Annotated in this window: 18 protein-coding genes and 1 tRNA gene; 5 read left to right on the top strand and 14 right to left on the bottom strand. The window is 37.9% G+C overall.

Features of this window, described 5'->3' with window-relative positions; all coding sequences use genetic code 11:
• Window positions 1-27: 27 nt before the first annotated feature.
• The 5 genes from AAGR14_RS04505 to AAGR14_RS04485 form a co-directional block, all read right to left on the bottom strand.
• Window positions 28-870 carry a prephenate dehydratase gene (locus AAGR14_RS04505; protein ID WP_342647406.1) on the bottom strand — a complete coding sequence of 281 codons (843 nt, stop codon included), beginning with the start codon at window positions 868-870 and terminating at the stop codon, window positions 28-30.
• Between the two features lie 264 nt (window positions 871-1,134).
• Window positions 1,135-1,548, bottom strand: coding sequence for a DUF2251 domain-containing protein (locus AAGR14_RS04500; RefSeq protein ID WP_342647405.1), 414 nt, complete (start codon window positions 1,546-1,548; stop codon window positions 1,135-1,137).
• Between the two features lie 65 nt (window positions 1,549-1,613).
• The gene (locus AAGR14_RS04495) at window positions 1,614-2,090 is read right to left on the bottom strand and encodes a VOC family protein (RefSeq protein WP_342647404.1); all 477 of its coding nucleotides are present in this window, start codon (window positions 2,088-2,090) and stop codon (window positions 1,614-1,616) included.
• A 91-nt stretch (window positions 2,091-2,181) separates the two neighbouring features.
• Window positions 2,182-3,258: a 3-dehydroquinate synthase gene (gene aroB / locus AAGR14_RS04490; protein WP_342647403.1), complete on the bottom strand. Its 1,077-nt coding sequence runs from the start codon at window positions 3,256-3,258 to the stop codon at window positions 2,182-2,184.
• Between the two features lie 3 nt (window positions 3,259-3,261).
• On the bottom strand, window positions 3,262-3,468 hold the full coding sequence (locus AAGR14_RS04485; RefSeq protein WP_342647402.1) for an RNA-binding S4 domain-containing protein: 207 nt from the start codon (window positions 3,466-3,468) through the stop codon (window positions 3,262-3,264).
• 68 nt (window positions 3,469-3,536) lie between these two features.
• On the opposite strand from AAGR14_RS04485, the gene AAGR14_RS04480 reads away from it, so the two are divergent.
• Window positions 3,537-4,742, top strand: a complete 1,206-nt coding sequence (locus AAGR14_RS04480) for a proline dehydrogenase family protein (protein ID WP_342647401.1) — start codon at window positions 3,537-3,539, stop codon at window positions 4,740-4,742.
• A gap of 64 nt (window positions 4,743-4,806) precedes the next feature.
• Here the strand turns inward: AAGR14_RS04480 and AAGR14_RS04475 are convergent, their stop codons facing one another.
• Complete coding sequence (locus AAGR14_RS04475) at window positions 4,807-5,439, bottom strand: HAD family phosphatase (RefSeq protein ID WP_342647400.1); 633 nt, start codon at window positions 5,437-5,439, stop codon at window positions 4,807-4,809.
• Between the two features lie 74 nt (window positions 5,440-5,513).
• Between AAGR14_RS04475 and AAGR14_RS04470 the strand changes: the two genes are divergently transcribed.
• The 4 genes from AAGR14_RS04470 to AAGR14_RS04455 all read left to right on the top strand — a co-directional run bounded on the left by AAGR14_RS04470 (window position 5,514) and on the right by AAGR14_RS04455 (window position 10,960).
• Window positions 5,514-5,587: transfer RNA gene (locus tag AAGR14_RS04470), tRNA-Ile, on the top strand.
• A 292-nt stretch (window positions 5,588-5,879) separates the two neighbouring features.
• Window positions 5,880-7,109: a site-specific integrase gene (locus AAGR14_RS04465; RefSeq protein ID WP_342647399.1), complete on the top strand. Its 1,230-nt coding sequence runs from the start codon at window positions 5,880-5,882 to the stop codon at window positions 7,107-7,109.
• A 345-nt stretch (window positions 7,110-7,454) separates the two neighbouring features.
• Window positions 7,455-8,384: a DUF1837 domain-containing protein gene (locus tag AAGR14_RS04460; RefSeq protein ID WP_342647398.1), complete on the top strand. Its 930-nt coding sequence runs from the start codon at window positions 7,455-7,457 to the stop codon at window positions 8,382-8,384.
• Entirely contained in the window at window positions 8,381-10,960 is a 2,580-nt protein-coding gene (locus tag AAGR14_RS04455) for a DEAD/DEAH box helicase (RefSeq protein ID WP_342647397.1), read from the top strand. Before AAGR14_RS04460 ends, AAGR14_RS04455 begins: the two co-directional genes overlap by 4 nt.
• A 56-nt stretch (window positions 10,961-11,016) precedes the next feature.
• On the opposite strand, the gene AAGR14_RS04450 is transcribed toward AAGR14_RS04455, so the two are convergent.
• From AAGR14_RS04450 to AAGR14_RS04415, 8 genes are all read right to left on the bottom strand, one after another.
• A complete protein-coding gene (locus tag AAGR14_RS04450; protein WP_342647396.1) occupies window positions 11,017-12,453 on the bottom strand; it encodes a class I SAM-dependent DNA methyltransferase in 1,437 nt (478 codons plus the stop codon).
• Window positions 12,450-13,328, bottom strand: a complete 879-nt coding sequence (locus tag AAGR14_RS04445; RefSeq protein ID WP_342647395.1) for a hypothetical protein — start codon at window positions 13,326-13,328, stop codon at window positions 12,450-12,452. Before AAGR14_RS04445 ends, AAGR14_RS04450 begins: the two co-directional genes overlap by 4 nt.
• Window positions 13,325-14,905, bottom strand: coding sequence for an ATP-binding protein (locus AAGR14_RS04440; RefSeq protein ID WP_342647394.1), 1,581 nt, complete (start codon window positions 14,903-14,905; stop codon window positions 13,325-13,327). Before AAGR14_RS04440 ends, AAGR14_RS04445 begins: the two co-directional genes overlap by 4 nt.
• A gap of 4 nt (window positions 14,906-14,909) precedes the next feature.
• A complete protein-coding gene (locus AAGR14_RS04435; protein ID WP_342647393.1) occupies window positions 14,910-16,397 on the bottom strand; it encodes a restriction endonuclease subunit S in 1,488 nt (495 codons plus the stop codon).
• A 955-nt stretch (window positions 16,398-17,352) separates the two neighbouring features.
• Window positions 17,353-17,760, bottom strand: a complete 408-nt coding sequence (locus AAGR14_RS04430) for a hypothetical protein (RefSeq protein ID WP_342647392.1) — start codon at window positions 17,758-17,760, stop codon at window positions 17,353-17,355.
• Window positions 17,757-18,647 (bottom strand): HNH endonuclease, encoded by an 891-nt coding sequence (locus AAGR14_RS04425; protein WP_342647391.1) that lies wholly within the window; start codon window positions 18,645-18,647, stop codon window positions 17,757-17,759. The genes AAGR14_RS04430 and AAGR14_RS04425 overlap by 4 nt, the downstream gene beginning before the upstream one ends.
• 116 nt (window positions 18,648-18,763) lie before the next feature.
• Complete coding sequence (locus AAGR14_RS04420; RefSeq protein WP_342647390.1) at window positions 18,764-20,047, bottom strand: hypothetical protein; 1,284 nt, start codon at window positions 20,045-20,047, stop codon at window positions 18,764-18,766.
• Window positions 20,048-20,130: 83 nt separating this feature from the next.
• Window positions 20,131-20,331 (bottom strand): hypothetical protein, encoded by a 201-nt coding sequence (locus AAGR14_RS04415; RefSeq protein ID WP_342647389.1) that lies wholly within the window; start codon window positions 20,329-20,331, stop codon window positions 20,131-20,133.
• Between the last annotated feature and the right edge of the window lie 178 nt (window positions 20,332-20,509).

Genomic DNA, 20,509 nt, shown 5'->3' with positions numbered 1-20,509 from the left:
TCTCACCGACTTACGGACTCACGAACTTTAATGAACAGGCTCCTCATACCGCTCATACTCGCCCAAAATGTTGAAGTTTTGAGTGTATTTGAGTATCTGCCTGATGGCGGTGTCATACTCAGTGGTATTGTTCCACTCAATATCTACATAAAAATTATATTCGTTGCGTTTGCCTAATATGGGCATGCTTTGCACTTTGCTCATATTAATATTTTGCTCGGCCAAAATATTAAGCACCTTAACCAAAGCCCCGGCCTGGTTAGCTACCTGAAAGCACAGCGATGCCTTATTAGCCTTTACCTTACCGGCGTTTGCATGACTGGTAAAAATTAAAAAGCGCGTAAAGTTCTTTTTATTGCTCTCGATGCGGCGCTCCATAATTTCTAAATCATAAAGTTTGGCAGCCAGACTATTGGCAATAGCGGCGGTGTCAGTAAGTTGCTGATCGTGTACCCGTTTGGCACAAGCAGCAGTGTCGTTACTTTCAACCACTTTAAGCTGCGGGTATTCGTCAATAAAATCAACACACTGGCGCAGGGCGATGGGGTGCGAAATCACCGTTTTAATATCCTCGAACTTTACACCGGGCAGGGTTAAAAAATGGAGCTGAATGGGCAGATATACCTCGCCAACGATTGGAAAGTTGTAGCTCATGAGTAACGAGTAGTTAGGCAATATACTACCGGCAATGTTATTTTCGATAGCCATCACCAGGTAGTCGGCCTCGTTATTTTTAAGCGCCTCGAAGGTTTGCTTAAACGAATTACACTCAACCGTTTGGATGTTGGTACCGAAGTACTTAAAGGCCGCTTCTTCATGAAACGAGGCGCGGATACCTTGTATGGCCACTCGTGGCGTTTTACTTTCCATAACCTGTTAAAAGCAAAAAAGTCCCGGCTGTTGGGCCGGGACTTTCTGTTTGTTTATATGTTTGTTTTAAAGCATATCAGTCCCGGCTCTTACTGCTAAAGTAAAAGTAATAGAAACCAAAACCAAATGCGTTATTTAACTTCATTGTTGTATTGCTGGCGGTAAAACTACAAGATTAAATCTAATTGTCAATAGAAAAATAAAAAAAATTAATGCTTAATAATATGCCATAGCATAATTTTCAAAATCCTGATTATTTATACTTTAAGGGATGATAGTTTCAAGCATCTCGTCGGTAAGCGTTGTTTGTTTCATTGCGCACCACTCACCGCTATCAGGAAAGCCGTTTCGACAGTACCCAGCCTTGTTTTTAAAATCAAATAAAGCGTGGTAGTACCCGTTGATTGATAAAAATGCGATAGATTCGTCTTCGCTCCATAATATTTCCAGTATCGAAACTCGGTCTTTATCAATCAGGCTGTCCACGTTATAAATGTGTCGGGCATCTAATATTTTACTACTATTAACTCCATCTACAGCATAAAAATAACCAGTTCTTTCATCATCTTCAAAAACCACAGCATTACCGTTATCAGCTACACTATCAACAAAGGTATCCGTACCAGGAAAATAGTTTGTTTCTTCGTAGATATAAACTGCTTTTTTAGGCTCTTGCATTTCCTATGCTGTGTTGACAAAAATTAGGCACACCCATTCTACTTGTTAATTATTACACAAAAGACTTATGCCTCGTCAAAAACGCGTTGCAATTCGTTAATATCCAACTTTACCATCTTCATCATGGCCTGCGCTACCTTTTGCGATTTTTGTGCATTACCGCTTTGCATCAATTGCGACATTTTTACGGGTACAACCTGCCAGGTAATCCCATATTTATCTGTTAACCAACCGCAGCGGATCGGCGTACCTCCGTCCACCAGCTTATCCCAATAATGGTCAACCTCTTCCTGGGTATTGCACTTAATAAAAAAGGAAATCGCAGCTCCGGGTGCTGTAAAACCCGAATTACCGTTCAGAAATATAAATTCCCGGTCGTTTAGCATTACTGTCATCGCCATTACCGAACCCGGTTCGCCGGGCATGCCCTGGCCATAACGCATAACGTTGCTTACTTTTGTGTCAGGGAATATACCAGTATAAAAAGTCGCTGCTTCTTCGGCTTGGTTATTAAACCATATACATGTACTGATGGGCTGCATAATATCTTTTTGGGTTTAAACAAATATATAGTAAAACCAACAGATTATGCAGCCCAAATTAAGCCTGGTTCAGGCTATAAATACTTAAAGGCTAAGCTAACTGTAGATTAGTATAATAACTCAGGCTTTCGCATAACTCTTCTTCGCTGCAAATATGGTCAATGCTGCACTCGCCTATCCGGTGCAGCAAAGTACAATTGATTTCGTCGCCCTGATTTTTCTTATCTTTTTTCATGAGGCCGTGCAGCACCGAGTGGCACGAATCTTCCAGTTGATATTTAGGATAGAGATTGTTTAAAACCTCCGTAATTTCGTTCAGCTCATCCAAACTTAAGCCGGCTTTTTTGTGAGATAGCCAAGCTTCGCAAATCATGCCGATAGCTACCGCCTCGCCATGGGTAAGGTGATCGTCATCGTTTTGCAGCGAGTATGTTTCGACGGCATGGCCGATGGTATGGCCAAAATTTAAACACTTGCGGAACCCTTTTTCAAAAGGATCGGCCACTACTACCTTATTTTTAATGGCTACAGATTGGTACACCAGTTCGGCAGGAGGCAATTGAAGCGGCGCACCCAGACTTTTCAGTTCGTTCCAATAAGCAGCATCTTGTATTAAACCGTGTTTCAGCATTTCGGCATAACCCGACAAAATCTGCCGTGATGGCAGGGTCTCTAAAAAGGCATGCTCAATAAATACTGCCTTTGGCGATGTAAAGGTGCCTATAATATTTTTGAGATTGTCGAAATCGATACCTGTTTTACCCCCTACCGAGGCATCAACCTGAGATAACAAAGTAGTTGGCACTTGCACAAAATCAATACCGCGCTTATAGGTAGATGCGGCAAAGCCGCCCATATCTCCTATCACCCCACCGCCCAGATTAATCATCAAACTATGGCGGTCGGCACTAAAATCAATCAGCATTTTCCAGATGCCCGAGCAAAAATCAATATTTTTGCTTTCTTCGCCCGCACTTACCTCTATTACATCATACCTGTCATTCAAATGCTCCAAGCGGCTTTGCAGCAGGGGCAGGCAATGCTCGCCGGTATGTTCGTCTGTTAAAATAAAAAAACGCGTGTAGTTACCTTGCTCAATAAAATTTACCAGTTGGGTAAGTGTTTCATTAAAAACAACAGGGTAGTCTATACTTTCAATTGTATCCATAAATTATATCACCACAATTTTTTTAGACCGGAATTCAATCACATCGCCCTTTTTTACTTTAAGGCGTTTGCGATAATCAACCTGGCCGTTATATTTCACTTCGCCTTCAGTGACCACTATCTGTGCTTCACCGCCGGTATGCACTAACCCGGTGGCCTTTAATAACTGTATTAGAGGGATAAACTCGCCATTTAGTTTAAATTCAATCATGGTGGCGGCAAAAATAAACTATTAGTGTAGAAAATGAGTTATATAGATTGATTTTCTAATTTTGCACGATGCTTGCTCAACGTACCGATTTACCGCAACCCGAAAGGGGCACCCTATCATTCGAAAACACAGAGATTGCCTTTAAACATGCCTCTAATAATGATTTAACGCGGGCTTACTGGCTTTTTACGGCTATTAATAATAATTTGTTAGTTAAAATTGGACCTGGCATCACCAACTTTGCCATGAATATTGGTTTGCCTATAAAAGGAATCATCAAGGCCACCATATTTAAACAATTTTGCGGCGGCGAAACTATTGCCGAGTGTAATGCTACCATTAAAAACCTGCAGTCGGGCGGTGTAGGCACCATCTTGGACTACTCGGTAGAGGGCGAAGAAGAGGAGCATGTTTTTGATGAAACAGGTGACGAAATTATACGCACCATTGAACGCGCCACCGGCGACCCGGCCATCCCGATCACCGTATTTAAAGTAACCGGCGTAGGCCGCTTCGGCCTGCTCGAAAAACTGGATGCCGGCACACCCTTAACCTCAGCCGAAGAAGAAGAATGGCAAAAGGTACAAAACCGGGTGCTGGCCATTTGCCAAAAGGCGCACCAGGCAGGCATACCGGTAATGATTGATGCCGAAGAAAGCTGGATACAAAAAACGCTGGATAAATTAGCCCTGAACATGATGCGCCGCTTTAACCGTAATAAGGCTATTGTGTACAACACTTATCAGATTTACCGCCATGATAAATTAGCCTCGTTAAAAGTAGATTTTGACGTAGCCCGTACCGAAGAGTTTTTGTTAGGCGTTAAAATTGTACGCGGCGCTTACATGGAAAAAGAGCGCAGACGTGCGCAGGAGATGGGCTATCCATCGCCCATACAACCTGATAAAGCATCGAGCGACCGCGATTACAACGAATCTATCCGTTTTTGTATAGAGCATATTGACCGTATTGCGTTGGTAGCCGGCACACACAACGAGAGCAGTTGCCGTTTACTGGCCGATTTGCTGAACCAGCACCGCATTCCGCATAACCACCCACATGTATATTTTTCGCAATTACTGGGCATGAGCGACAACCTGAGCTTTAACCTGGCCGATGCCGGTTACAATGTGGTAAAATATGTACCCTACGGACCAGTAAAGGCAGTATTACCCTACCTGTTTAGGCGCGCCCAGGAAAATACCGCCATTGCCGGCCAAATGAGCCGCGAATTAGGCCTGATTATTAAAGAGAAAAGGCGCAGAAAGATTTAACAGAATATATTATAACTAAAAACGCCGGTCAGCATTAGCTTAACCGGCGTTTTTACTTTGTGGATTATAGTAAATGTTCGCGACCGGCAAAAGCTTGTATAGTATCTGGGGCTTTCATCAAAAAGGTTTGTATGCCCAAGGTTTGCGCAGCAGCCAGATGCTGCGGACTATCATCTATAAACAATGTTTCGGCCGGATTAAGATTATTTTCCTGCAATACCTGTTCAAAAATGGCAATCTCGGGCTTGCGTTTGCCGGTAAAATGCGAGTAATAAATTTTCTCAAACAAATGGTCGTTACTGTCGAAGCCAAAGTTGTTCTTCAAGTATTTTAAAATGAAGTCGTAATGTATTTCGTTGATGTTGCTTAGCAAAAAGGTGCGATATTTTTGTTGCAATTTTAACAGCAAATCATGATTACCGGGGGCGACACCCACTAAAATACTATTCCAGGCGGCATCAATTTCGTCGTCGGTAAGATTAGCATTGTTAGTTTTTTCACGAATACGGTCACGAAACTGGGCAGCGGTGATTTGTCCGCGGTCAAAAGCATCAAAAATAGGATCTTGTTGCAGATGACCAAAAAACTCATCTACATTACTGATGCCCAGTTCATTGAACGACTGCTGTACCCTGGCAAAATCGATACTAAAGATAACATTGCCGTAATCAAATATGATGTTTTTAATATTTTGCATAAATAGTGTTTGGGTAATTGCCGCAAATATCTAAATTTGCACCCGGAAACAAAATTTCCATCATTCCAAGAGCTGCGCCTATAGCTCAGTCGGTTAGAGTAGAAGACTCATAATCTTTTGGTCCCTGGTTCGAGCCCAGGTGGGCGCACAAATTAGGACAGCAACGTCCCTCGAAACCCTCTAAATAGCTTATTTAGGGGGTTTTTTCATTAATTATCCCCTTCCTAACCCCAAAGAAAGCCAAACTTCTGAACACCTAACTGACTACCTGAGATTAGTTTTTACCTTAGGTGTTCAAAAGTGATGTAACGCGCTGATAAATAATCCATTAGATGGATAAAACTTACAAGAACCAAAAAGCTGTGAACACCTTTTGAACACCTGAAAGCGAAGCTGAAACAGGATGTAATTAATTCATTAATCATTAAAAATGTTATTGTATGAAGACATCACAGTCATTCCGCATCTACTTTACCATCAAGAGTGATAAGGAGAAGGACGGCAAAGCACCCCTATATGTGGTGGTGACCATCAACAAGGAAAAGTGCTTTATTGCTCTAAAGCAGAAAATGGTTGACATCAGTATCTGGGATTTTGGAAAAGGTACTGCTAAAGGCACCAAGAGTGAAATAAAGGAGCTGAACGCTTACCTGGAAGAGGTTCGATTGAAGTTAGGCAACTGCTATAAGGAACTACAATTAAAAGGAAAACTAATCAATACCCGTTTGATCAAGAGTCTTTTTCTTGGCGAGAAGGAAGAGGCCTTTACACTCAGCAGCCTAATGAGTTATCATAACGAGACGGCTACCTCTGATTTGAAGTGGAGTACGCTTAAGCATTATTACGTTACTCAGCGGTATTTAAAGAAGTTCCTTGAAGAGCATTATAAGGCTACTGACATTTACCTGCGTGAGCTCAATTACAAGTTTGTGAAAGACTTCGAAGTTTTCTTGCGTAATCACAAACCGAAAGATCATCAAAAGCCGCTCAATAACAACGGCGTGATGAAACACATCATTCGATTAAAAAAGATGACGAATCTGGCATTAAACCTCCACTGGATAGATTCAGACCCGTTCGCTACTTATAAACTTAAAATCCAAAAAGTTAATAGAGAGCAGCTATCAGAAGTTGAATTGAAGGCTATTGAAGAAAAGAAGTTTGGAATTGAGCGCCTCGAAATGGTTAGGGATATGTTCGTCTTCTGCTGCTATACCGGACTGTCCTACGTGGATGTAAGCAATCTTGAGCCCGCGCATATTGTAACGGGAGCTGACGGCGACAGATGGATTAGGACATGCAGAGAAAAAACGTTGATTCCGGTTATCGTCCCCCTTTTGCCTAACGCTTTAATGATACTGGATAAGTACAGAGATAACGAGCGTGCTTTATATGACGGTCGGGTCTTTCCAAAAATATCAAACCAGAAGGTTAATAGCTACTTGAAAGAAATTGCTGATCGTTGTGACATTATTAAAAACGTCACATTTCATATTGCCAGGCACACATTTGCTACCACTGTAACATTATCTAATGGCGTTCCCATTGAAACGGTGAGTAAGATTTTAGGTCATACCAAAATAACCACCACTCAGATTTATGCTAAAGTTGTCGAGCGTAAGTTGAAAGAAGATATGAGTAACCTAAAGATACGGCTTGATAGGAAGTAGAATGTTTAAGGCTTATTGTACAATAAGCCTTTTTATTAAAACAATATTTTCGTAAACGGATTGTACGGGACGGACCAAAATGCTTTAATGTCCTCTTAGAGATATATTCTATTGCATATCAACAATGGTATCGGATTTTGCACACGAGATAAATATGTGTCATTGGGAATTTTTGTAAAGAACTTTTGTTGTACAAACAAACTCACTCTATACTTAAACCGGTTGATAATATTGAATCTTTAACTCTATTATTCTAACAAGCTTAAAATATCTATATATTAGCATATTAAGTTCAGAAATAGATTGTAAATTCTATAAGGAACAAATGAAACTAGGCCTTGATTCATGATTTCAACTTCAATTAAAAGTAACTTCCTTGATCTATTTTATTCCGACATTAAAGATCAACCGCTAGATAGGAATAATAAGTTAAATGTTTTCACTCTGAAAATTTCTAACAACAGTTTTGCTTATAATGAATTGGTCGAATTATTAGGCAACAAGCTTTATCATTTTGCATTATCCAGAACTGAAGTTGAATCTCTGCGCCAAAAAGACCAATTAAATACGTTAATCCAGAAATCAAAATCAAAACTGCGTGAATATATAGAAAAGGAGAAAGCAAGTGCAAAAGCTGGTCAAAACGAAGGTGGTGAATTAGGTGAATTGCTATTGTATTGCTTATTGGAATGTCATTTGAATGCACCAAAGATACTTAGCAAACTAGAGTTGAAAACCTCAAACCAAATGTATGTAAATGGCGCTGACGGTGTTCATCTTTTAAAGATTACTGACAAAGATTACCAGCTTGTGTTTGGTGAATCAAAATTGCATGCAGATTTGGCACAAGGGATTTATGATGCTTTCGGTTCAATAAATACATTATTAGACAACAGAAAGAATAAATTACATTTTGAAATTGATCTTGTAAATAGTCAATTGGTTAAAGAGGTTTTTGATGATGCAGCTTATTCCTTACTAAAGAAAATATTATTACCAAGCGCTCAGGATGACGAAACTAACATGGATTATTCTTTTGGCATTTTCCTTGGTTTCAATGTTGAAATTACTAAAGAAGAGTTTGATAAATCCAATGCTGAATTTAGAAGGCATATACGGGAACGAATCCAAAGTGAAATTCAGAGTAAGATCGGCTCAATAAATTATCAAATCAATAAACAATGTTTTACCGGGTACAGCTTCTATGTATATGTAATCCCATTCAGCGACTTAAGCGAACATCGCGTTGCCATAATTAATCAGCTAATCAAATGAGCGAAACCCTAATTGAGAAATTAACTTTTGAAATACTGCATGAACCTTATTTTTATACACTTTTAGATAAGTGTGCGCAGTCGAATGCACTTAGGAGTTTTCAAACGTCTTTTGAGCCTTCCCTTTCTCTTAATGCTAAAGAATTGAAAGATTCATTGCGTTATGCGGACATACTATCGAATTCTGAAAGTTTAGGAGCAAGAGAGTATGCTCATCAAATTATTGCCCACCTAAACACAAGTTTCTCCCAGGATCCATTTTATAAAACCGTTGCAAAAGCAGTATATTTTAAGCTAGGAAATTTTCCTGCTATTAATTATCTGGAAACAAAAAACGATAATTGGGCAGAAGTACCATTTGATCGTCAATTGGAAATCGAATCAAAGCGTATAATACAAGCTGTGCCAAATCTGAAGGGTTTTGTCTTTACATACACCCAATATCAGCTTTATTCCCGCTTGATTAACAGCGCTGAATTTAGTTTTTCTGGTCCAACATCAATGGGAAAGTCGTTTATTATCAAAACATTTATCAAGAATATTTTTCGCAATACTCCACGGGAGAATATGGTCATACTAGTTCCTACTAGGGCATTGATCAATCAGTTTGCGATGGATGTAAAAAAAGATCTTGATGAAGACCTTCAATATTACCGTTATAAAATCATCACAAACTCGAATGTAACTGAGCTTACTGAGGAAAGTTTTAATTATATAATGATTCTTACTCCTGAGCGTTTAATATCATTTCTTACAAATGATTCTCAAACTTCCATTGGTTTTTTATTCGTTGACGAAGCACACAAGTTAGCACAATTAAAAGATACCCGGAGTGTTACAACATACACAGCTATTGAGAAATCACAAGCGAAGTTTGGACGAAACCTTAAACTTTATTTTTCATCTCCTAATGTTTCCAATCCTGAAATTTTTCTCAAGCTGTTTAATCGAAGTGTAGAGGATAAGGTATTTAAGACCGATGAATCGCCGGTTACCCAAAATATTTACTTTCTTGATCTAATTGATAAACGTATTGAAGCCATTCAGAAAAATAGCATACAAAATCGTCTTATACCATTCGATAAACGATTAACGGGAATCAATGAAGTAATAACCTTATTAGGCAAGAATCAAAATAATTTGATTTATAATAATAGTAAACAAAAAACTATTAATGTTGCCAAAACCTTCGCAGATACTAGGGTAGTTGAGGCAAGTTTACATCCAGAGATTATAAAAGCAATTGAACAAATTAAAGAATACGTACATCCCGATTATTATCTATCCGATCTATTAACTAAAAAAACGGCTTATCACCATGGGCGATTGCCACAGTTAATTCGGAATGTTGTAGAGTCCTTATATAAAAATGAATTGGTATCATTTGTTTTTTGCACATCAACCTTGTTAGAAGGTGTTAACATGCCAACTAAAAACCTCTTTATTTTAAATAACAAAAATGGCCTTAATAAATTAGAGGATATCGATTTTTGGAATTTGGTTGGTCGTGCTGGACGTTTAAATATAGAATTGTCCGGAAATATTTATTGTATTAAACATGAAGATTGCAATTGGGAAAATAAGGAAAGTATTCTTACTAAGAAGGAGATTACGATAGTGCCGACTGTAATTGCTAGAATCGATAGCAATTTAAAAAAGATAGAAAAAATATTGCTGGAGCAAGATATTAGTGGATCAGAGACCGAAAAAGAAGTTTTAAGATATATTGCAAATATCATATCAATTGATAGTTTACAGACACAATCAAACTATCAAAGTCCTGTTATAAATAAATTAATAGCAGACAAAAAGGAAAAAATCATTGAGCTCGCAAAAAAACAAGGCCAGAATATTAACGTGCCATTTTCAATTCTAAATGGCAACCCATCAATTAAAATTAGCATTCAACAACAGGTTTACAACAAATTGTTAAATGACCACAAGCAAGGTCGATCTATTTTATTACCAAATGCCAATAGTGAAAAGTTTTATGAAACTTGTAAAACTCTTTTGGAATACTTTTTTGATTTGTACCAATGGAACGGGGCGGAATCTGATCTTCGAAAGAAAAGTAGCATGGCATATTATGCTACAATAATGACTCAATGGATTAAAGGTTTTAGTCTTAGTCAAATTATAAATCAATCCCTAAAATATTATGAGACTAAGGGGGGTACTGTAGCTATTGACTATAATTCCTATGTGCCATTCGAAAAAGATAATCTTCAACATATCAATATCGTAATAGAGAATATCATCGATGATATTGAGCACGTTCTGCGATTTCTCTTTGAAAAGTATTTTAATCACTATTACCAGGTATTGGTGACAATTTTGGGTGCCGAAAGTGCTGGCGAAAATTGGGCTACTCTTTTAGAATATGGCACTCAAAACAGAATTGTCATAGCCTTACAAAATATAGGATTATCACGCCACACCGCGATAGCAATTTATAATCGAGGACGCTTAAACTTAGAAATTGTTGATAATAAATTAAAAGGAATTCGCAAAGAAGGTCTATTAGCCCTATTTAAATCAACTTCAATCGAATTTGACGAAATCCAAAGGTTGTTGTAGTTATTCTTCTTTCCAGAATTAAGAAAGTAAAATCACTTACTTTTTTTTCGACTAAACTAAACTGAAATTGAGTCTCTCACATTTCTTAAATTGTTTAGAACGGTTTCTAAGTTATCGATTATTTCGGCTATCAAAATATCAGGATCAGGTAGTGCATCCATATCTATTGAGCTTTCGTCCTTTAGCCAAGTTATATCAAAGTTTACCTTATCCCTAGCCAGAATCTCTTCATGCGAATATTTTCTCCAACGTCCTTGAGGACTAGCTTTTGCCCATGTTTCTTTCCTTTTACTTTCATTGTAACACTCAACAAATTGCTTTAAACTATTAAACGATAGCGGATTCTTTTTAGGAGTATGATGGACGTTCGTTCTATAATCATAAAACCAAACATCTTTATTTTTCCTCTTAGAGACTTGTTTTTTATTAAAGAACAAGACATTAGCATTGACGCCTTGTGCGTAAAATATGCCCGTAGGTAATCTTAAAATAGTGTGCAAATTAACCTCTTCAAGAATTTTACGCCGTATTACTTCACCTGCGCCTCCTTCAAAAAGCACGTTGTCTGGCAAAACCACAGCAGCGCGTCCGTTTTCCTCTAGCATGTTAACTATGTGCTGTATAAAAGCGAGTTGTTTATTGCTGGTCGTAACCCAAAAGTCTTCTCTAAGGAAATAGCCTTCTTTCTCGGACATTTTTATATCATTAGTAGGAATATCGCTACTGCTCTTTCCGAAAGGTGGATTAGCTAATACTATCTTCACCTTTTTTGTATCCTTTGCTTTAAGACTATCCGTAACTTGTATGTCTGGTGTTTTTTTAAGATCCCCTACACCATGCAAATAAAGATTCATTAGGCAAAGTCGAGCGGTAGCTTTCTCAATTTCCCACCCATGAAATGTATCGAATCTAATAACATCTCGCTCCTCGTTAGTTAGCTTTTTCCTATTGAGATATTCCAATGCGCCTAAAAAAAAGCCACCAGTTCCACAAGACGGATCTGCTATTGTTTCGGATGGTTGCGGTTTTATACATTCAACTATGGCCTGGATAACAGATCGCGGGGTGAAATACTGGCCAGCTCCACTATTTTCAGCATTTTTTTGAAGCAGTGATTCGTAAATTTCGCCTTTAATATCGAAGCCTGTAGATGTCCAGTTTTCCTCATCTATCAGATTAATCAGTCTTTGCAGCTTGGATGAGTCATGTATTTTATTCTGAGCACCAGAAAAAATCTTTTTAAGCATCCCGCCAGAATCTGCGAGTGCTTTTAATATTCTCTCATATTGATCAAGTAGCTTTCCACCCTTATTCGCGACGAGACTTGTCCAATCACAAATGTTTGGTAAGTTGTATTTATTCTTATTTTCATCGGCCATTTTTAAAAACAGCAGATAAGTAAGCTGCTCCAGATAATCATTGTATCCTAAGCCATCATCTCGCAATGTATCGCAAAATGACCAGATTTTCTGTACCAGGTTATTTGTAGTCATAATGTTCTTACTAAATTTTTTAACCAAGAATATCCATCAAGTTCTGAATAAACCATCAAACACGCCTTTACTGTACTCGTATATGACTTTCTTTCGGAGTCCACCAATCTAATTAATTCTTCAAAGCATTTCCTTACCATTGCCTTTTTAACCGCCGGTGCAGAGTTATCAATATTTTTTTTTGCGTCCTTTATCTGGATCACACAATCATCCCAAACTATTTTTCGAGCAGTATTAAGCTGGTCTAAATCGAGGTGATAATAAAATATAGATTGTTTAACTCTGTCTATGTCGTTTTCATCAGTTGTTGCTGGAATAGGAATCCCTTTGTCGAAAGTGAGTAAGGATACATCTACCGGATTTGTGGGATCTAATAACACTGTCTCTTCGCATGCTAAGTCCTCTTCATCATTTGCAACTCTCCCTAAGACAAGATCAAGGGGGAAGTGATCACCTTTCCCTTTTACATCCTCACAATCGCCAAGCCTGTCACGCCTTAGTTTATTTGCCAGTGCCCCAGCCAATCTATAATTATCCCAATCGTATGCTTTCCACCAATAGCCGTTTTCTTTATGAACAACTGATTTGCTTTTAGCACTTGTATAATCTATCTTCTGCTTCGATTTGTTCTTGGGTCGGAAATGATCCACCTCAAAGTCTCCATTACCAATCGGCGCTTCCGAATACCAGCATTTATTGTGTGATAAAGCCAACATAAAAGGTTGAAACAAATTCCAGTCTGGATGGGCTGTTATATAAGTCTTCCTTTCACCTACGCTTAAACCAGCCATTGCATTTATATGATGTTGTCTTATTGCATCCCATCCAATATCAACGGCAGCCTCCTCAAGCTTACTATTGTCGATATACCTCATGCTTTTTTCTTTTCTTTTGATATTTCTTCAAGCACGTCGCGGGCGATCTTGTCTAATTCCTCCTCTTCTGCTTTGGTATATTTCCGATTTACAAAAGCTTCATTTTCACTTGTGAGTTGCAAAAATCTATTATATCTGCTATCAGCAGTGTCATCATCGAATCCTATTCGATCAAAATATTTTTTTAGTCGTTCGAACTCCGTCTTTTCGTCCTCTTGAAGTTTTCCATTCGCTAGTTTTGCTTGTAAATAACGCTTCTGATTAAGCAAGTCTTCAAGCTTTTTGCTAATTAGTGAAGGAATTCCAAATAATTCACTTGTGAGTATTTTAGAAACACTCATTTCACGCGGACTAACAAAAGGATTAAATGCCTCAGTTTTCCCTTCCTCATTTTTTTTAAAGATCTGCACCTGATTTCTTTTGAGATTACCAATTACTAAAGGATCATGGGAGCAAAATATGATCTGTGTTGTATCTTGTCTCTTCACAACACTATCTAAATAATCAAGATATTTCCATTTCCACATGGGATTTAGATGTGTATCAGGCTCATCGAGTAGAACGAGCGATTCTTCATCTTTAGTAAATTTTAATAAGCCCAAAACTGTTAAGAGCTGTTTTTCACCTTCGCTAAGTTCGCTCATAGCAAGCTCGCCATCTACCGCCTCTTTGCCAACCGTAATTTTTACGTCATGTAAAAGATCAGAAATATGGATGCTTTCTAAGGCATTAAACAACTCGATCTTATTGCTATATTTTGAATCAACTAATTTTTTAAAATCGATTAAATCTTTGATGAATAGATATTTCCGATTTTGGTTCTCGGTCTTTTTATAACTTACATTTACTCGCGCTTTTTCTTCTATCGGGGCATATGCGATTTCATATAAATCATCTAATAATTTTCTAACTAAGCCATCAGCACCCCAAAACAATTCGCCTTTATTCTTTGATTGCACCCATGCTGGTTCTTTAAGCATGAATAGTGCAGACCCAAAATCTGTAATTTTTAGTTCTTGTTTTAAAAATTGCAATGTCTCAGCAGATTGGTCGGGGAAAAGATAAAACGCAATTAACGCAAAATTTGCGTGTACATTTTGGGCCAAGAAAATTCTGCGAATACTATTGAAACTCTCAATTTTTGCGTGCTCTTTTATGATTTGGTCATAATATAGTTTTTGATGAGGTATATACAAATCATTTAACCTATCGCTTATTCCAGAGTAGTAAATAAAAATATGTTTTGGAAGATACCGATCTATATTCCTTGTGAAGTTTGAAGTTTCTGGTGTTCCATCAACATTAAATTTGTATTTTCCTTTGTCATAGTCTACTTCAATTATACGGTTACGGCACTCGTACTTAATGTAAAAATCAAAAATTGGCGATTGCTTTCTATTGTAATTATAAGTCAGGTCCAAATCTCTGAAAATAATAACAAGAGCTTCCATAAAGTTTGATTTACCCGTTGCGTTTAAACCGAGCAAAACAGTTTCCATTGCTTTCTCGTCAATGTCGATCTTGAAATCTGTGAGGTTTTTAAACGTCGTTTTGATATGTACTTTATCGACTCGCATGCCCTTAATTTTTTTTAAGTGAAATAAACCCTTTTGTATCTTCTTTGATTAGGTGCGCAACCTTTTTTAGCTCTGCATAAAACTTTTCAATGTCCCCCTTGTATCGGCTACTTTCCCAAACTTCTTTTGCGGACAAAGGCTGCTCTGATCCCCTTAGCACCTCAACTATCTCTTTATTATCCATCTTTAGTTTTTTAGCACTTTTATTAATTGCACTTTTTAGCGCTGTTGTAATCTTTTGCTTTTCCCGCTTTATATCTACCAACAAATCGTCGATAGAATCCCAGGATGTTTTTTGTGAAACTAGATATCCGTTAAAGGCTTTTTTTAAAATACTTTGCTTTGCATGATTTATCTCAATTTGTATGGACTGAATTTTTGAAACAGAATGACGGTGAATACTTAATTGTGAATCTATTTTTTCAACAACTCTTATTTGCTCGTCAAGTGGAATAATAGGAATTTTTAAGTTCGATAAAATTTTAATATTGATTGACGCTAGATTAGTAGTCTGCTTACCGCTTTTAAAAAAATAGTTTCGTGCTGCTTTCGTTTTTGAGTAGTAAGAAATGTAATTTGAATTATAATTAGCTGACTTGGGTCTTGCCCGAAAAATGTGATTTTGATGTATACACTCGTTTATTTCACCTTTCCATACAGTACCCCTTCCCAATTTATCTCTGTCTCCGCCTTCGGTATAAAGAATATCACCTATTGCAAGCAAGTACCTATCTTTTTCCTTCAAAGGGATTCGGATTGTTTTCACGTCTTCTAAATCCAGGTAACCATCTTGGACATTCGCCACCCTTAAGTAAGGTAACTCTATGGTTTCTTTATTAACCAAATTGCGTCCTTTTGTTACTCCACCTACAATAAAGCAAATTTCACTCAATGGCACCTCACGCTCTACATTAATACGTTTAAACGATTCTTCAAATAAAGCTTGTTGGTACAAACTTAACTTTGTTTGCGCTTCTTTAATTTTTTCAAGGCTATCATCCAATTCACTAAATAATTCTTCTATCTGTTGAACAATTCTTTCCTGCTCTTCAGTTGGTGGTAAGGGTATCTTCGTTTTAAATAATATTTGAGGGTCTACGTGAGGAATACCCGTACCCTTTGTATTATTTTTGATATAATCCCTTATAAACTGAAAATAGTAGTAGATGTAGATTTCATTTACAAGAATTGGTGTAATTTTCATCAATGTTGACCCCAAAGCACCTTCTTTGCCTTTGAAGGCTAATCCGGACCTTGCGCCGTCCCAGACCATAGCGAGTGACTTTTCGTTTATCATTATCGCTTCGCTAGCGATTGCATAATGCCGTATTTGGTGTTTTTCTAGTGCTTCGATATCCAGGTAGGGAACTGTTTTGTTATGTGGTAACTTTGTAAGGGCAGTTTTTTTTCCTTTAGAAAATAGCGCGATATCTTCCAAATGAACCAACTGCCAATTTATTGGCAAATTATGTAAGCCTAAATCTTTGTCCATTTTTAATATTTAAATACCCCTATTTGAACCACCTATAATTTAATACCCACAAAATGTCGTAGATTCGTTCAATTCCTCTGAAACAGCAACTATCTTACAAAACCCTAGATTGTTTATAGTAATAAACTAAATCAAGCGTGGTTAAATCAGAGGAAGAACTGCTTTTGTATTTGTCTAATTGCGCTTTCAAATAGATTGCAAACCAACAAGATGTCTTCCAATTGTCCATACCGGGCACTCGTTAGTTTTATACTTTTTGGGAAAACTGTAAATCCCTTTTTGCAGTCGTAAACTTAACCAAAGTAATCAAGAACGCCATCGAATCAACTACAAAATCGATATAGGTCTCTATGTATAAGGCAATTTTAATTTGCCGTGCTCGGTTCTCGGCGTGAAAAGCCATATTTTCCGGTCAGCTTTGCTCTCAATCGATGTGATTGGAGATGAAAAACACGGAAACAATAACAGACACCCAAAAACAACAACTTTCGCCGCTTAATAAACTTCAGTAATAGCTGTAACAATACCTCGGTTAAAACTACTTTTGCACCCGATGATGCAGCGTTTCAAAACAACTGTTCTCGTCCAGGGTAAAGAGGTTGCCTTCCGGTTTGAACAGGTAAATAATCTAAAGCTTCAATTGTTCCAGGTTTATGTCCAGCACGGGGACAGAGAATGCCGGTTCCATATGCAGGTCAATCTGGATCAACAATTCAAATTGCAATGTTAGATGTTGTACTACCTCCATGTCAAAGTTTAGAGCAGGAATTGAATGATGCCATATTCGCCACTTGCAGCGCGGACTAGTTGCATTTAGAATTTTATTTAACGGGGAACTAGCCAAAAGCCTGCTCAAACAATACTCTGTAGCTTGTTTTAACTTGCACCGGAGTTCTACTGACATAAATCTCAGCTATTGCTTTTTGATCATTGTTTAAGCTATTTATATATCCAATTACATCATCCATTGTTGGAGCCACATTGTTTGCCCGCTAAATTTCGGTGGAAGATTTGTATAAATAACAGCATCCAAATTCTTTGCGGTTGCCCAATTCAAAATTTCGTTTTTAATGGGATCGATATAATCTTCGCCAGCCGCAACTAAACCAATGTTTTTGACTATTGTACCTTCTCTCACACGCAAAGATTCTATAGCTTGATCTAAGTTGTCACTTCTCATTCTAGCCCATAGAACTTGAACAGGTTTGGCGAAAGGTGTAAGTACTAAAGTCAGCCGGCCATCTGCCGACTGCCTGCAAAACTCTACAGGGAGATATGAACCATCAACAAGCCAATTCCCAATAATCTCCAACTGACCCGGTACCCATATTAATGATCCCCAACTCAAGCAAGCTATATTCATTTATAGTTTATTTTCCTATCGATTACATGATCTCGTAGTTCCTTCACGTTAAAATAACGATCGGTTCCTGCTATTTTTCTATGCAGCATACGATGGCAATTCGCGCAAACCATCGCCAGATCTTCAATTCTTGTTATTCGCTCGACACCCGTTCCTATCGGGATTATATGATGTGCTTCTATAAAATTTAAGCCATGTTCACCATAGGTCCTTAAAAAATCGAAATCACAACAAGCACACAAAACCCGGCCGTTACTTTTCCTGAATGCCCGCGATTTAGCTAACCCAATTATAACACTATTCCGTTCCCTGCTTAGGTGTGTTTTTACATATTCGTATTCACGTCCTTCCAATAAACCAAAATCCAATTCTATTTCTTCATTATTAATTGCAGGAGATTTTAGTAATCCATCAAGATCAGAGCTAAAGAACGGTTGAAAATAGTTCCAAATTTCTTTCTGTATCTCATTTAGGGTAAGTTCATAATTAAGCATTTCAATATTGCATATTTTCCCCCAGTTAGGATTGCGAAAGCTTAGTAGGTTAGGTCGTGTGTGTATTGCGGTTCTTGGATTGGCTCTAGCTATTACTGCAACCTCTAATTCCCATTTCCATTTATGTTCAAGTTCATCGTTTCTAATAATTGGCTTTCCTAATGGCGTCACCAAATGGGTAAGATAAGTAAAGGGTTGAACGCCGCGTATTCTATCCACCTTTTGAAACAATAGAATGATCTCTCCTACACGAAGCTCGCGGCCTCCTTTAACCTGGGTTTTAGAGAAATTAAGCTTTAATGTTTTTTCCTCGCCATCATTAAAATATGCCCATTCAGTGCCGCCATTTCGCTTGACATTTTTTACCTTTTTTATATCATCGGCCTCGAACATAGTATTTATGGTGTTTTTTTGATATTATACCTTGGACATAGCTAATTTGCATTGTGAATATCAGAATTGCTACCAGGCTGGGCTATCCGTTCCAGTAAATCTAAGCTGTTTTCGGCCTAACCGACACCTAATCTATATCCCGGCAGATAATACCAGTCGTTTTTATTCTCAAGTGAAATGTCGTTGTCAACTGCCAGGTCGTAAATCTTATCGATAAATGCTGGGATTACTTTTTCTACCATGGTTTTTTGCGAAAGATCACTACATTCAAATCCAAAGATCCACATATCACTCGGAGAGACAGAGGCAGGCAATCTCTTTTTTAATTCGTCGAATTCATGATCAGATAACCATATACTAAAACCTGTACTCCCACCAAAATCTCTAAATACATCTATCTTCCATTTGCCATCAAATTTTAAAGCTTGCTCTTTTTTGTCTGCAACAGGGAAAAAGGTGTCGAGTTCGGTTTCGCCGTAGAGTATTTTAATATCAAAGCATAGTTTTAATAATTCGCGAAAGCTAACACACAATGCTTGAAAATCACTCTTTACCGGATATAAGTCAGCGATTGCCATTATGTTTACTTTAACGGCTAACTCCTCTTTGATTTTTGTTATCAAATCAAGTATTTTTCTCAAATCGAGTAATTGCTTCCTGTTTCCGGTTTGGTCTTTCGATAATTTTTCAACTTTTTCTCGAAGCATTGATTCTTCTTTGATAGAGATCTGAACAGAAGGAACGATCGTCTTTTCTTTATTGTAAAACGCTTCCTCTAAGAATACACTTAGTTCAACATCTGAATTGTTTACCTGCAAAGATGGAGTTAGGCTAATTTCTATACAAGGTATCGTTTCCGCAGCAGACAGTACCTTTTTTTTCCGTGTTTCATTTCCTGATTTAGGAAATGCTTCCCCATGGAAAAACCGCAGCATCGCGTTGAAAGCATACCTGCGTAATTTCTCTTCAAACTCTGAGCCGCTCCAAACCTCTACCTGGTTAATTGAATAGTTGGTGGCATATTTGAAAATCCTATCCCGAAGCGTGTTCGGAACACTTCCACCACAAACGATTATTAAATTATCCGGTTGCAGATTATTTCCAAACAGTTTATCTATGTCTTCACTCACTTTTTTAAAAGTCAGCTTCTGGTAATTGGCACATTGATAGCAATAGGTCCTTTCGTCGTCAACTGCCCAGATATCCCGTCCTTGGTCTTTACCCGTCTCGCCAAGCCATTGCAGGGTTTTCCATTCTTTCCATTCATGTAAAAAAGCCAAAACTAGTCTTTCAAAACCTTCACCACCTAATTCTTTAAAAGGTAATTTATGAACGGTCTTAGAAACAATCGGCATGGGTGTTTCTAAATTTTCTTTTTCATTGGTCGAGTTTTTCTTCATGATAGGATAAAGGTCTAGTCAATATTAATATAATTTTAAAGATAAAAACACCGAACCGTAACTATTTAATCACGACAAGTAAATTAAAATATTTTCATTGCTATTCCCTTTCGGGCCGGGCTATTCGCTGCAAGTCTTCGTGCCTGCGGGCTTTCCACTGCTATTCCTAATGGGGTTCCCTTGATCCGTTTTACGGTCTTCTCTAAAGTCGCAAGATAAATTTCCCGACGTTGACCTTTAATGGTCAGTCGGATAATAATCGGTGCTTTGCCGTCTTTGGTCATTTTTGATTTTCTAACATCACCAGTAATGACAGCTCTTCATTTACTTTCAAAACACATCAATTTTAAGTGAACAATTTGTTTTGCGTACTGTCCAAAACCCACGCTGACAGCGCTATTCAGCTTCGAGGGTACCTAAAATGGACGAAAAAAATAGGTACCCGAACAAGCACCTAAATGG

Source organism: Mucilaginibacter sp. CSA2-8R (assembly GCF_038806765.1).
Taxonomy (GTDB): domain Bacteria; phylum Bacteroidota; class Bacteroidia; order Sphingobacteriales; family Sphingobacteriaceae; genus Mucilaginibacter.
Note: the sequence above shows the minus strand (reverse complement) of the source record. Positions and strands in the feature narration are given on the sequence as shown.

Bases quoted from the DNA above. Each gene is read 5' to 3' on its own strand.
- AAGR14_RS04465 (WP_342647399.1), top strand. From the start codon at position 5,880: ATGAAGACATCACAGTCATTCCGCATCTACTTTACCATCAAGAGTGAT.
- aroB (WP_342647403.1), bottom strand. From the start codon at position 3,258: ATGGATACAATTGAAAGTATAGACTACCCTGTTGTTTTTAATGAAACA.
- AAGR14_RS04480 (WP_342647401.1), top strand. From the start codon at position 3,537: ATGCTTGCTCAACGTACCGATTTACCGCAACCCGAAAGGGGCACCCTA.
- AAGR14_RS04425 (WP_342647391.1), bottom strand. From the start codon at position 18,647: ATGTTCGAGGCCGATGATATAAAAAAGGTAAAAAATGTCAAGCGAAAT.
- AAGR14_RS04495 (WP_342647404.1), bottom strand. From the start codon at position 2,090: ATGCAGCCCATCAGTACATGTATATGGTTTAATAACCAAGCCGAAGAA.
- AAGR14_RS04435 (WP_342647393.1), bottom strand. From the start codon at position 16,397: ATGGACAAAGATTTAGGCTTACATAATTTGCCAATAAATTGGCAGTTG.
- AAGR14_RS04460 (WP_342647398.1), top strand. From the start codon at position 7,455: ATGATTTCAACTTCAATTAAAAGTAACTTCCTTGATCTATTTTATTCC.
- AAGR14_RS04440 (WP_342647394.1), bottom strand. From the start codon at position 14,905: ATGCGAGTCGATAAAGTACATATCAAAACGACGTTTAAAAACCTCACA.
- AAGR14_RS04430 (WP_342647392.1), bottom strand. From the start codon at position 17,760: ATGAATATAGCTTGCTTGAGTTGGGGATCATTAATATGGGTACCGGGT.
- AAGR14_RS04500 (WP_342647405.1), bottom strand. From the start codon at position 1,548: ATGCAAGAGCCTAAAAAAGCAGTTTATATCTACGAAGAAACAAACTAT.
- AAGR14_RS04415 (WP_342647389.1), bottom strand. From the start codon at position 20,331: ATGACCAAAGACGGCAAAGCACCGATTATTATCCGACTGACCATTAAA.
- AAGR14_RS04475 (WP_342647400.1), bottom strand. From the start codon at position 5,439: ATGCAAAATATTAAAAACATCATATTTGATTACGGCAATGTTATCTTT.
- AAGR14_RS04445 (WP_342647395.1), bottom strand. From the start codon at position 13,328: ATGAGGTATATCGACAATAGTAAGCTTGAGGAGGCTGCCGTTGATATT.
- AAGR14_RS04420 (WP_342647390.1), bottom strand. From the start codon at position 20,047: ATGAAGAAAAACTCGACCAATGAAAAAGAAAATTTAGAAACACCCATG.
- AAGR14_RS04450 (WP_342647396.1), bottom strand. From the start codon at position 12,453: ATGACTACAAATAACCTGGTACAGAAAATCTGGTCATTTTGCGATACA.
- AAGR14_RS04455 (WP_342647397.1), top strand. From the start codon at position 8,381: ATGAGCGAAACCCTAATTGAGAAATTAACTTTTGAAATACTGCATGAA.
- AAGR14_RS04485 (WP_342647402.1), bottom strand. From the start codon at position 3,468: ATGATTGAATTTAAACTAAATGGCGAGTTTATCCCTCTAATACAGTTA.
- AAGR14_RS04505 (WP_342647406.1), bottom strand. From the start codon at position 870: ATGGAAAGTAAAACGCCACGAGTGGCCATACAAGGTATCCGCGCCTCG.